The organism is Sorangium sp. So ce1153, assembly GCF_051521595.1.
In the GTDB taxonomy this organism is placed as follows: Bacteria; Myxococcota_A; Polyangia; order Polyangiales; family Polyangiaceae; genus Sorangium.
In genome coordinates, this window is record NZ_CP150361.1 from 3594955 (window position 1) to 3608691 (window position 13737).

At 73.2% G+C, this 13737-nt stretch carries 2 protein-coding genes; both read left to right on the forward strand.

Annotated features, from left to right (window positions below):
• The first annotated feature begins 337 nt into the window (after window positions 1-337).
• Window positions 338-7279, forward strand: coding sequence for an SDR family NAD(P)-dependent oxidoreductase (locus tag WME85_RS12885; protein ID WP_437838097.1), 6942 nt, complete (start codon window positions 338-340; stop codon window positions 7277-7279).
• On the forward strand, window positions 7276-13734 hold the full coding sequence (locus WME85_RS12890) for an SDR family NAD(P)-dependent oxidoreductase (RefSeq protein ID WP_437838099.1): 6459 nt from the start codon (window positions 7276-7278) through the stop codon (window positions 13732-13734). The genes WME85_RS12885 and WME85_RS12890 overlap by 4 nt, the downstream gene beginning before the upstream one ends.
• The last annotated feature ends 3 nt before the right edge of the window (window positions 13735-13737 follow it).

Sequence of the window (13737 nt, forward strand, 5' to 3'; positions counted from 1 at the left end):
ATGCTCCCCGTCGCGCGTCGCGGACACCGCGTGTTCCTGTAACGGCTCCGCTCGTCTGTGTCCGAGATGAACTGGTCTCGTCGCGTCCGGATCGCGCGCGCGATGGCTCGTTCTGCGCACCGATCGACAGCAATGCCGCACGAATGCTGTCAAGCCAGATGTCACTCAGTTGTCGTGAAACCGATAGACTTCCGCAACAGAGCTGCTAAATATCGTCCGTGACGTCTCGTCTGCGGGGGACTCCCACCTCACTTCAATCAAAGTCGCCTTCGTTCGAACCGTTGCACCGAGATGCGCAGGACGGCGCGCGGTGCGAGCCAGGCCTTGCGAGGCGTCCGTGAACAGACCGGACGCGTCCGCCATTGCGCGCTGGCTGGTCGACGATCTCGCGACGTCGCTGAACGTCGATGCCAGCGGGCTCGATACGCGCGAGCGTTTTCGCGAGCTCGGGGTCGACTCCGCGCGGGCGACTGCCCTGATCGCGAGGCTCGGCATCTGGCTCGGGCGTGCCCTGCCGGCGACGCTCCTCTGGGAATGTCCGACGATCGAGCGACTCGCAGAGCGCCTCGGCTCGGAGCCCTCCGCGATGGCCAGAGCGGCGGAGCCGAAGCGGAGCATCGGGCCGAAAGAGCCGATCGCCGTGATCGGAATGGCGTGTCGCTTCCCGGGTGGAGCGGCGACCCCGGACGCGTTCTGGAATCTCCTGCGGACGGGCGGCGACGCGATCCGCGAGGTCCCGCGCGATCGCTGGGACATCGATCGATTCTACGACGCGAACCTCGCCAGCCCGGGGAAGACGCACGCGCGGTACGGTGGGTTTCTCGACGAGATCGATCGCTTTGACGCAGCCGCCTTCGGCATCTCGCCGCGCGAGGCCGATCACATGGACCCGCAACAGCGCCTCGTCCTCGAGCTGGCGTGGGAAGCGCTCGAGGACGCAGCGATCTTTCCGGCGGCCTTGATCGGTCGCGCGGCGGGCGTGTTCGTCGGCGCGATGTGGACCGATTACGCGCGCCTCCTCGACGGCGACCCGTCCCAGATCCAACAGCCGACCGCGACCGGGCAGGACACCTCCATCGTCGCCGCCCGGATCTCGTACGTGCTCGGCCTGCAGGGGCCCAGCCTGACGGTCAACACGGCGTGCTCCTCATCGCTCGTCGCGCTGCACCTGGCCTGTCAGAGCCTCCGAGCCGGAGAGTCGGAGCTCGCGCTCGCGGGGGGCGTCAGCCTGATGCTCTCCCCGCTCTCGACCATAGCGATGTCGAAGTTCGGCGGGCTGTCCGCGGACGGCCGCTGCAAGGCGTTCGACGCGCGCGCGGACGGTTACGGGCGCGGCGAAGGAGCGGGGCTCGTCGTCCTCAAGCGGCTGTCGCGCGCGCTCGCCGACGGCGACCGCATCTACTGTGTCGTCGCCGACGGCGCGGTCAACAACGACGGTTTCTCCAACGGTCTCACCGCCCCGAACCCGAGCGCGCAGGAGGCCGTCTTGCGCGAGGCGTACGAGCGTGCGGGCGTCGACCCTGCCGAGGTCGGCTACGTGGAGACGCACGGTCCCGGGACGCTGCTCGGCGACCCGATCGAGGCCGGGGCGCTCGGCGCCGTCCTCGGCGGCGCGCGTCCCGCCGACGGACCGCTGCGGATCGGATCGGTCAAGACGAACATCGGGCACACCGAGGCCGCCGCCGGGATCGCCGGGCTCATCAAGGTCGCGCTCGCGCTCCATCACCGGACGCTGCCGCCGAACCTCCACTTCGAGACCCCGAATCCCCACATCGCGTTCGAGGCGCTTCGTCTGCGTGTCCAGCGCGAGCTCGAGCCGTGGCCGGGCGCGCCGGGCAAGCGGCGCATCGCCGGCGTCAGCTCGTTCGGGTTCGGCGGCACGAATTGTCACATGGTGCTCGAAGAGCACCCCGAGAGCGCTGCGCGGCTCTGGGCCATCGCGGCGGAGAGCCCCGATGCGCTCCGGCGGAGCATCGTCGAGCTCGCCGCCAACGGGAACCAGGGCCCCGACGCTGCGGGCCTGGCTCCGACCGAGCCGGTCGTGCGGCTGGGCAGCGGCGCGCACCGGGTCGCGGTCGTCGCAGACAGCGCGGCGACGCTCCGCGAGCGGTTGCTGGAGCGGCTCGACCGCCTGCCTGAGCCCGCCTCGGCGGCGCCTCGGGTCGTCTTCGTCTGCCCCGGGCAAGGCGCGCAGTCGCCGCGCATGGGCGTCGCTCTCATGCGCGCCCAGCCGGTGTTTCGCGCCAAGCTCGAGGCGTGCGACGCGGTGATCCGCGAGCTCGCGGGCTGGTCCGTGATCGAGGCGCTCTGCAGCAGCGACCCCTCGATGGACCGCGTCGACCGCGTCCAGCCCGCGCTCTTCGCCATCCAGGTCGCCTACGCTGCGCTCTGGCGATCGCTCGGGATCGAGCCAGACGCGGTGGTCGGCGCGAGCCAGGGCGAGGTGGCCGCCTGTCATATCGCCGGCATCCTCACCCTCGAAGACGCGGCGCGCGTCGTGTGCGAGCGGAGCGCCCTCCTGCGCGCGCTGGCTCCCGGCGGTGGGATGCTCCTCGTCGGCCTCCCCGCCGGTGAAGCGCTCCGTGCAGCAGACGAGGGGGACGCGCTCGCGGTCGCCTCCTTCACCAGCCCGCGCTCTACCCTGCTCGCCGGCGACGAGGGCGCGGTCGCACGGGCGCTGGTTCGCCTCTCGGCCGGAGGGATCCATACGGCGCGGGTCAATGTCGACTACGCCTCGCACTGCCCGGCGATGGATCCTGTCGCGCGCGCGCTCCCGGAGCGTTTGCAGGGTATCCGCCCGCGCCCTGGACAGGTGCCGATGGTCTCGACGGTTCTCGCAGGCGAGAGGTCGGCGGCGCCTCCCCCGGAGACGGGCTCGCCGGAGTACTGGGCCAGGAACCTGAGGCAGCCAGTTTGCCTCCAGCAGGCGATCGAGGCGCTGCTCGCGAATGGACCGGCCGCCTTCGTCGAGCTCGGCCCGCACCCGCTCCTCGGACGTGCCATCGAGGACACCGCCGCACGCGCCGGCGCGCGCGCCCTCGCCGTCGCCTCCGGCAACCGCGATCGGACGGAGCCCGAGACGATCCTCGAAGCGCTCGCTTCGCTCCATGAGGCTGGCGTGGCGATCCGGGCGCAAACCGGCCGCGTGGCGCAGCTCCTCACCGTGTCCGCGAAGAACGGCGAGGCGCTGCGCGAGCTCGCCGGCCGTTACGCCGCCGCGCTCGATGGGCGGCCGGCGTCGCGGGTCGCGGACGTCTGCTACACGGCGAGCACGCGCCGCACACATCACCCGCACCGCGCGGCGATCGTCGGCGGTTCGGGAGCGGAGCTCGCCGCGCGGCTCGCCTCGTTCGCGGCGGGTGGAGCGCCCCCCGGCGTCGTCGTGGGCCGCGCGCCCGCGTTCGTACGCAAGGCGGTGTTCGTGTTCCCCGGGCAAGGGGGCCAGTGGGTGGGGATGGGGCGCGAGCTTCTGGTGCGTGAGCCGGTGTTCGCGGAGGCGATAGGGGAGTGCGAGAGGGCGCTGAGCCGTCACGTGGACTGGTCGCTGAGCGAGGTGCTGCGCGGGGAGGGTGAGAAGGCTGAGCTGACGGAGGTGGACGTCGTGCAGCCGGCGATCTTCGCGATGCAGGTGGGGCTGGCGGCGCTGTGGCGTTCGTGGGGAGTGGAGCCGAAGGCGGTGGTGGGCCACAGCATGGGGGAGGTGGCAGCGGCGTACGTGGCCGGAGCGCTGACGCTGGAGGAGGCGGCTGCGGTGGTGGCGCTGCGCAGCCAGCTGGTGCGGCGCGCGAGCGGCCGCGGGGCGATGGCGGTGGTGGAGCTGTCTGCCGAGGAGGCGTGGTCGCGGCTGTCCGGGTACGAGGGTCGGGTGGAGGTGGGCGCGGTGAACGGTCCGCGTCTCGTGGTGCTCTCGGGTGACAAGGCGGCGCTGGAAGAGGTGTTCGGGCGGCTGGCGGAGGAGGGAGTGTTCTGCCGCTGGGTGAAGGTGGACTACGCGTCGCACAGCCCGCACATGGAGGGGCTGCGAGCGGACCTGTTGCGGGCGCTGGGGCCGGTGCAGGGTGGGAGGGCGAAGCTGCCGTTCTACTCGACGGTGACGGGCGAGCGCACCGACGAGGTGCTGGGGGCCTCGTACTGGGAGCGGAACCTGCGGCAGCCCGTGCGCTTCTGGGACGCCATCCAGCGGCTCCACGCCGACGGATTCAGCGCCTTCGTCGAGCAGAGCCCCCATCCCACGGTGGGCACCACGCTCGAGGACGGGCTTCGCGAGCTCGCCGCCAGCGGCAAGGACGCCGTGGTCGTGTCGTCGCTCCGGCGCGATGAGGACGCGCACGCGCGCCTGCTCGAGAGCTACGGCGCGCTGCACGTGGCCGGCTGCGGCGTGAGCTGGCGAGCGCTCTATCCCGCCGGGCGGGTGGTCTCCGTGCCGGCGTACGCATGGCAGCGGCGACGTCACTGGATCGAGGCGAAGAGGCGCGCCGAGCAGAGGCGCCCGGGCGTCCATCCGCTCCTCGGAGCGCCGACGAGCGTGTCGACCCAGCGCGGCGCGACCCTCTGGCAGACGACGCTGTACCGCGCGGAGCCGGCGCACCTCGCGGACCACCGCGTCGAGGACGTGGTGGTGCTGCCCGCGGCGGCGTACATCGACGTCGCGCTCGCGGCGGCCGCGCACGTGTACGGAGCGAAGCCGTTCGTGCTGGAGGGGCTCGCCATCCATGAGGCGCTCGTCCTCGACGAGGCGGGGTGCACCGTGCAGACGGTCATGGCCGAGCAGCCGGGGGCGGCCTCCCTCACGATATCGAGCTTCCAGGGCGGAAGCTGGCGGCGGCACGCGACGGTGAGAGCGCGGCCCTCGAAGGCGGCGCTCGCCGCCGCCACGCCGGTCGCAGACGTCGCGCGACGGCTGGAGGAGACGACGAGCGTCGATGCCTTCTACGACCGCCTCGCCGGAGAGGGGCTCCGTTACGGCGAGGCCTACCGCGGCCTCGTCGGGCTGCGGATCGGGCGTGGGGAGGCGCTCGGGGAGATCGAGCTCCCGGACGGGGCGGGGAGCGCCGCGGAGTACGCGGTGCATCCGGCGCTGCTGGACGCGTGCCTGCAGGTGTTCCTCGCGGCCCTCCCGGCGTCGGAGGTCAAGGGGCCGATGGTGCCTGTCGCGGTGAAGAGCGTTCGCCGAGGCGGCGCCATCGGCAAAAAGGCGTGGAGCCACGCGCGGGTCGCGTCAGGCGAGCGCCTCGAAGGCGACGTCCGTCTCCTCGACGAGGCGGGCCAGATGCTGCTCGAGCTGAAGGGCCTCAAGGTCCACCGGCTCGAGGGCCTCGAGCAGCCAGAGACGGAGTGGCTCCTGGGTGTCAGCTGGCGACCGTCGTCGCTCGACCGTGCGCCGGAGGCCCAGGGAACGAAGCGATGGCTGGTCCTCGCGGACGAGGGCGGGGTGGCGGAGGCGCTGGGCGCGAGGCTGCGAGCCGGAGGAGCCACGGTGGCGCTCGTGCCCGCGGCGTCGCCGGACGCGTCGGCGGAGGGGCTCGCGCGGCTGGTCCGGGAGGGCGAAGTGAACGGGGTGGTTCACCTCTGGAGCCTCGACCAGCCCGCGGCGGGTGAGACGAGCGCCTCGGCGGTGGCGCGGGCGCAGGAGCGCGACGTGGGAGGCGCCCTCCATGCCGTGCAGGCGGCGCTCAGATCCGGGCAGCGCGATGTCCCTCGCGTCTGGCTCGTGACGCGCGGAGCCCAGGCGGTGGAGGACGGGGAGGAAGCATCGCCGGCCGCGGCGCTCCTCTGGGGGTTCGGGCGCACGGCATCGACCGAGCACCCGGAGCTCGGGTGCACGCGGGTGGACCTCGGCGCCGGAGCGGCGCGGGCGGACCTGGACGCCGAGGTGGAGGCGCTCGCTGCGGAGCTGCGGGTGGATGGTCGCGAGGACGAGATCGCGTACCGGGCCGGTGAGCGGTTCGTCGCGAGGCTCGTGCGGCCGGCTCCGGAGCGGACCGCGATCGCGAAGGCCGTCACCCTGCGCCCCGCCGCGAGCTACCTCATCACCGGCGGCCTCGGCGGCCTCGGGCTCGCCGTCGCCGAGTGGATGGTGACGAGAGGCGCGCGGCACCTCGTGCTCCTCGGCCGGAGCGGGGCGGCGACGCCGGCGCAGCAGGAGGCGGTACGAAGGATCGAGAGCGCGGGCGCGCGGGTCACGATCGGGACCGTCGACGTGGCCTCGCGCGCACAGCTCGACGCCTTCTTCGCGAACGTCGCGAGCGGGCTGCCCCCGTTGCGCGGCGTCGTTCACGCCGCCGGCGTCCTGGATGACGGCCTCGTCGCGCAGCAGACGCTCGCCCGCTTCGATCGCGTGATGGCGCCGAAGGCGCTCGCGGCCTGGCACCTCCACGAGCTCACGCGCGATCTCCCGATCGACTTCTTCGTGCTCTTCTCCTCGGCCGTCTCCCTCATCGGCTCGCCCGGTCAGGCGAACTACGCGGCCGCGAACGGGTTCCTCGACGCGCTCGCCCACCACCGGAAGCACCGCGGGCTGCCGGCGCTGTCCGTCAACTGGGGACCGTTCTCGGAGGTCGGGCTCGCCGCGGCCGAGAGCGGGCGCGGCGCGCGCCTCGAAGGCCGCGGCCTCCGGAATCTCAGGCCGCAGCAGGGGACCGACGTCCTCGGGCGGCTCCTCTCGTCCTCCTCGTCAGCGCAGGTCGGGATCGTGCCGCTCGACGCGCGGCAGTGGATCGAGTTCTACCCGCACCTCGCCGGCTCGCCGTTCTGGTCCGACCTCATCCGGGCCGTGAAGGACGGGGCCGTCCGGCCGGGTCGCGAGGTGCGCGAGTCGCTCGCCGGCGCGTCCGCCGGCGAGCGGCGCGGCATCATCGAGCGCCTGGTGAAATCGGAGATCGCGCAGGTGTTGCGGTCGGACCCGGCGCGGATCGACGTCGAGACGCCCTTCCGCGCGCTCGGGCTCGACTCTCTCTCGGGCCTCGAGCTGCGCAACCGGCTCGAGAGCAAGCTCGGTCTCTCCCTGCCCGCCACCCTCGTGTGGACGTACGCCGACGTCTCCGCCCTCTCCCGCGAGCTCTACCGCCTCACCGACGCGGACGGCCGCGCGCAGGAGGCGCAGGAGCGGAGCGCGCCGGAGCCCTCGGAGCGCGCCACGCGAGCCGCTTCCTCGAATGAAGATGGCGACGATCAGGGAGATGACGCGATGCGCGTCAAGCTCGCCGGCCTCTCCGAAGCGGAGAAGGCGGCGCTGCTCGAGGAGACCCTGGCCGTCCTTGACCAAGGGACCGATGGATGACGACGGAGAGCACGACGGCCCTGGATCGGGCGCTCATCGCGATCGACAGGCTGAAGAAGAGGGTCGACGCCAGCGAGCGACGGCAGACCGAGCCGATCGCGGTCATCGGGATGGGCTGCCGCTACGCCGGCGGCGCCGATGACCTCGACGGCTACTGGCGCGTGCTCGCGGAGGGGATCGACGCTGTCCGCCCGGTGCTCCCCGATCGCTGGGACCCAGGGCCCGCGCTCGAGGATCGGCCGGCGACCCGCTTCGCGGCGATGCTCGACAGCGTCGACCGGTTCGACGCGGCGTTCTTCGGCATCTCGCCGCGGGAAGCGGAGAGCCTCGATCCCCAGCAGCGGCTCTTGCTCGAGGTGGCGTGGGAGGCGCTCGAGCACGCGGGCGTCGTGACCGAGGCGCTCCGCTCCTCGTCCACCGGCGTCTTCATCGGCAACTGGAGCCAGGACTACTCGGCGAAGGTGGGCGCGCAGGACCCCACCACGCTCGACGTGTACAGCACGACCGGGAACATGGCGAGCATGGAGGCGGGCCGCATCGCCTACACGCTCGACCTCAAGGGCCCCAACGCGCTGATCGACACCGCGTGCTCCTCGTCGCTCGTCTGCGTGCACCTCGCCTGCCAGAGCCTGCGCGTCGGCGAGAGCGATCTGGCGATCGCCGGGGGCGTGACGCTGCTGCTCTCCCCGGACACGATGCTCCGGGTCGCGAACACCCTCGCGCTGTCGCCGGACGGGCGGTGCAAGACGTTCGACGCGGCGGCGAACGGCACCGTGCGCGGCGAAGGGTGCGGCGTCGTGATCTTGAAGCGCCTGTCCGACGCCCGTCGCGACGGGGACCGCATCCTCGCCCTGCTGCGCGGATCCGCCGTCAACCACGACGGGCGATCGACCGCGTTGACCGCGCCGAACGTGCTCGCGCAGGAGGCGTTGATCCGCCAGGCGCTCCGGAACGCCCGCGTCACGCCGGAGCAGATCTCGTACGTCGAGGCGCACGGCACCGGCACGTCGCTCGGCGATCCGATCGAATACGAGGCGATCAAGGCCGTGCTCGGCGCGCCGCGCGGCGACGGCTCGTCGTGCGCGATCGGCTCGGTGAAGACGAACATCGCGCACACCGAGGCCGCCGCGGGCGTGGCCGGCCTCATCAAGGTGATCCTGGCGCTCGAGCACGAGAAGATCCCGCGGCACCTCCACCTCCGGACGGTCAATCCACGGATCGCGCTCGACGGTACGCCGTTCGTCATCCCGACGACCGAGGTGCCCTGGCCTCGAGGCGCGCACCCCCGCCGCGCCGGGGTGAGCTCGTTCGGTCTCTCGGGGACGAACGCCCACGTGGTCGTCGAGGAGGCCCCGGCGCCCGACGAGGCGGTGCGCGACGCGCGGCGCGCGACGTACCTGGTTCCGCTCTCGGCCAAGAGCCCGGCCGCCGTCGCGGAAGCGGCGGGGCGGCTGGCGGAGCACGTCCGGGCCCGTCCGGAGGCCTCGCTGCGCGACCTCGCGTACACCGCGGGCGCGCGGCGTACGCACCACGATCACCGCGCCGCCGTCGTGGGGGGGACGCCGCAAGAGCTCGCGGAGCTCTTGAGCGCGCTCGCGGCGGGCGGCGGCGGGGCGGGCGCGTTCGCCAGCGAGGCCGCGCCGGGGCGCAAGGTGGTGTTCGTGTTCCCCGGGCAAGGGGGCCAGTGGGTGGGGATGGGGCGCGAGCTTCTGGAGCGTGAGCCGGTGTTCGCGGAGGCGATAGGGGAGTGCGAGAGGGCGCTGAGCCGTCACGTGGACTGGTCGCTGAGCGAGGTGCTGCGCGGGGAGGGTGAGAAGGCTGAGCTGACGGAGGTGGACGTCGTGCAGCCGGCGATCTTCGCGATGCAGGTGGGGCTGGCGGCGCTGTGGCGGTCGTGGGGCGTGGAGCCGAAGGCGGTTGTAGGCCACAGCATGGGGGAGGTGGCAGCGGCGTACGTGGCCGGAGCGCTGACGCTGGAGGAGGCGGCTGCGGTGGTGGCGCTGCGCAGCCAGCTGGTGCGGCGCGCGAGCGGCCGCGGGGCGATGGCGGTGGTGGAGCTGTCTGCCGAGGAGGCGTGGTCGCGGCTGTCCGGGTACGAGGGTCGGGTGGAGGTGGGCGCGGTGAACGGTCCGCGTCTTGTGGTGCTGTCGGGTGACAAGGCGGCGCTGGAAGAGGTGTTCGGGCGGCTGACGGAGGAGGGAGTGTTCTGCCGCTGGGTGAAGGTGGATTACGCGTCGCACAGCCCGCACATGGAGGAGCTGCGAGCGGACCTGCTGCGCGCGCTGGGGCCGGTGCAGGGTGGGAGGGCGAAGCTGCCGTTCTACTCGACGGTGACGGGCGAGCGCACCGACGAGGTGCTGGGGGCCTCGTACTGGGAGCGGAACCTGCGGCAGCCCGTGCGCTTCTGGGATGCTGCCCTCGCCCTCTCACGCGACGGCCACGACCTCCTCGTCGAGCTGAACGGCCATCCGACGATGGTCTCCACGCTCTCCGAAGGCCTTCGCGACGTGGCTCCGGCCGTGCTCGCGGTCGGGTCCCTGCGTCGCAACGAGCCGTCCGAGGCTCGTCTGCTCGAGGCGCTCGCGCAGCTGTTCGTCGCCGGGTGCCGCGTCGACTGGAAGGCGCTCTACCCGGGCGGCCGGGTGGTGTCGCTCCCGGGCTATCCGTGGCAGCGGCAGCGCTACTGGCTCGCGCACGCGCCGAAGGAGCGCCAACGCAAGCGACGAGGGCATCCGCTCCTGGGCGACGCGCACGAGCTGTCCACGCAGAGCGGGACCCGGATCTGGGAGACGAGCATCGGGCTCGAGGAGCTCCCGCTCTACCGGGATCATCGGGTCCAGGAGGCGGTCGTGCTCCCGGCGTCGGCGTACGTCGAGATCGCGCTCGCGGCGGCGGCGCAGGTCTTCGGCGATGCGCCGGTCGCGGTGGAAGATCTGCAGCTGCGCGAAGCGCTGGTCCTCGACGAGCCGGCGTGCCCGTTCCAGGTGGTCGCCGCGACGGACAGCGGTGCGGCGCTGACCATCGCCAGCAAGCCGGCGGGCGCCTGGCGCCGTCATGCGACCGCTCGGCTCGTTCGAGCCCCCGCCTCGCCCGAGGCGGCGCCGACGCCGGTCGCGGTCATCCGGGCGCGCTGCGATGCGGGCACGCCTGCGGAGCCTCACTACCGGTCGCTCTCCGAGCACGGTCTCAGCTATGGCCCCGCGTTCCGCGGGGTCGTGCAGGTCTGGCGGGGCCGCGGCGAGGCGCTCGGCGAGATCGCGCTCCCGGACGCGGCGGGGAGCTCCGCCGCGTATGTGGTGCACCCCGCGCTGCTGGACGCGTGCCTGCAAGTGTTCGTCGCGGCGCTCCCGGCGGCGGAGCTCAAGGGGCCGATGGTCCCGGTCGCGCTGAGGAGCGTTCAGCGGAGCGGCGCGGTGGGCAACAAGGTGTGGAGCCACGCGCGCGTCACCGCGAGCGAGGGGCTCGAGGGGGACATCCGGCTGCTCGACGAAGCGGGGCATGTCCTGCTCGAGGTGAAGGGCTTCCAGGTCCGGCGGCTGGAGGAGACCGCGCAGCCGGAGCCGGAGGGGCTCTTGACGGTGGCGTGGCGACCGTCGGCGCTCGAGCGGGGCGCGCGAGACGCGCGAGACGCGCGAGACGTGCGAGATGCTGAAAAGCGCGACGGATCGCGGCGTTGGCTGCTCCTCGCGGACGAGGGCGGGGCGGCGGAGGCGCTCGGCGCGACGCTGAAAGCGGGCGGAGCCGCGGTGACGCTCGTGCGCGCGGCGTCGCCGGACGCGTCGGCGGACGGGCTCGCGCGGCTGGTCCGGGAGCGCGACGTCAACGGGGTGGTGCACCTCTGGAGCCTCGACCAGCCCGCGGCGAGCGAGGCGAGCGCCGCGGCGCTCGAGCAGGCGCAGAGCCGGGACGTGGGGGGCGCCCTCCACGCGGTGCAGGCGGCGCTGAAATCGGGGCAGCGCGACCTCCCGCGGATCTGGCTCGTCACGCGTGGAGCGCAGGCGGTCAAGGACGGCGAGGACGTGTCGCCCGGAGCCGCGCTCCTCTGGGGATTCGCCCGGACGGTCTCGACCGAGCATCCGGCCCTCGGGTGCACGAGGGTGGACCTCGACGCCGGAGCGGCGCGGGGGGACGCCGCGGCGATCGACGCGCTCGCCGCGGAGCTGCGCGCCGACGTGCGCGAGGAGGAGATCGCGCACCGGGCCGGCGAGCGCTTCGTCGCGCGGCTCTCGCCCGCGGCGATGCCGCCGGTCGGCCGCGCGGCGGTCCCCGTAGGCGATCGGAGCTACCGGCTGGAGCTCGAGCGGCCCGGCCTGTTCGACGGAATGGTGTTCCGCGCCGTGGACCCGCGGCCGCCGGGCCCCGGCGAGGTGCAGATCGATGTCGAGGCCGCGGGGCTCAACTTCCGTGACGTCCTCCTCGTGCTCGGCGCCATTCCCGTGCCGGACGGGGAGGCTCTTCCGCTCGCGATGGGCGGCGAGTGCGCCGGTCGGGTCGCGGCGGTGGGAGAGGGCGTGTCGGGGCTCGCCGTGGGCCAGGAGGTCGTCGCGCTCGTCGAGGGCAGCTTCGGCTCACGGGTGACCGCACCGGCGGCGCTGACGGTGCCGCGGCCGCGAGGGCTCGACGCCCCTTCGGCGGCGACCCTGGCGGTCGCTCACCTGACCGCGTACTACGCGCTCGCGCACGTGGCGCGCCTCGCCCCGGGAGAGCGCGTCCTCATCCATGCGGCCACGGGCGGCGTCGGACACGCGGCGATCCAGTGGGCCAGGCACGTCGGCGCCGAGATCTTCGCCACCGCGGGGAGCCCCGAGAAGGCGGCGCACCTCCGCGCGATGGGGATCGAGCATGTCAGCGACTCGCGCTCGGCGCGGTTCGTCGAGGATGTCCTCGCCTGGACCAACGGCGAAGGGGTCGACGTCGTCCTGAACTCGCTCGCGGGCGAGCTCCTGACGAGAGGCTTCGCGCTCCTGCGGGACCACGGGCGCTTCATCGAGCTCGGGAAGCGCGATCAGCTCGCCGACGCGCCGCTCGGCATGAGGCCGTTCCTGCGCAACCTGACCTTCTCGCTCGTCGATGCGTCGTCGATGGCCCGCAAGCGCCCGGCGCAGGTGCGCGCGTTGCTGGACGAGATCGCGGCCTGGGTGGAGCGCGGCGTGCTCGGGCCGATCCCGTTCACCGCGCTGCCGATGTCGCGCGCGCGCGAGGCGTTCCAGACGATGGCGCAGGGGCGCCACATCGGAAAGGTCGTGCTCGCGGCGAGCGACCCGGAGATCCACGTCGAGCAGCGGGCGGCCGCGCTGCGCGCGGACGCGACGTACCTCGTGACCGGAGGGCTCGGCGGGCTCGGGCTGTCGCTGGCGGAGTGGATGGTGGCCCGCGGGGCGCGGCACCTCGTGCTCGTCGGACGCAGCGGCGTGACGACCGATGCGCAGCGCGCCGCGGTCGCCCGGCTCGAGGCAGCGGGGGCGCGGGTGGAGGTCGCGCCGGTCGACGTCGCCGCGCGCCCGCAGCTCGAGCGCCTCTTCGAGGACATCGCGGCCCGCTTTCCCCCGCTCCGCGGGGTCGTGCACGCGGCGGTGGTCCTCGACGACGGCCTCGTCGAGAGCCAGAGCCGCGAGCGCTTCGCCCGCGTGATGGCGCCCAAGGTGCTCGGCGCGTGGCATTTGCACGAGCTCACGCGCGAGCTGCCGCTCGACTTCTTCGTCCTCTACTCGTCCGCGGCCGCCCTCCTCGGCACGCCGGGGCAGGCGGGCTATGCCGCGGCCAACACGTTCCTCGACGCGCTCGCCCACCACCGGCGCGCGCTCGGGCTGCCGGCGCTCAGCATCGACTGGGGAGCGTTCGCGGACGTCGGGATAGCCTCGGCCGAGCGCGCCCGAGCGCACCTCGAGGCGCGCGGCCTGCGCGCCATGAGCTCGGACGAGGGGCACACGCTGTTCGGCCGCCTCATCGAGACGGCGGCGGCGCAGGTGGGCGTCGTTCCGCTCGATGTCCGCCAGTGGATCGAGTTCTACCCGCACCGCGCGGTCTCGCCCTTCTGGTCCGAGCTGGTCGGTCGCGGGAGCCGCCCGCTGCCGCGGCCGTCGGACGGCATCCTCGGCTCGTTCCTGGGCGCGGCGAAGGGGGAGCGTCCAGCGCTGGTGGAGCAGTTCGTACGTGGAGAGCTCGGCAAGGTCCTCCGCGTCCACCCTGCGAGCATCCGAAAACAGGCACCTTTCCAGGACCTGGGCCTCGACTCGCTGACCGGGGTCGAGTTCCGCAATCGCCTCGAGACGGGGATCGGCAGGACTCTCCCCTCCACCCTCGTCTGGGCATACCCGGATCTCGCGAGGCTCACCGACCATCTCGTCCAGATCCTTGCGCCCTCGGAGGAGCGCGACGCGACGGGCGACGAGGGCGCGCTTGGTCAGTTGTCGGACGAGGAGCTCGCCTCGCTCGCCGAACACCTCCTGAGTTGATCG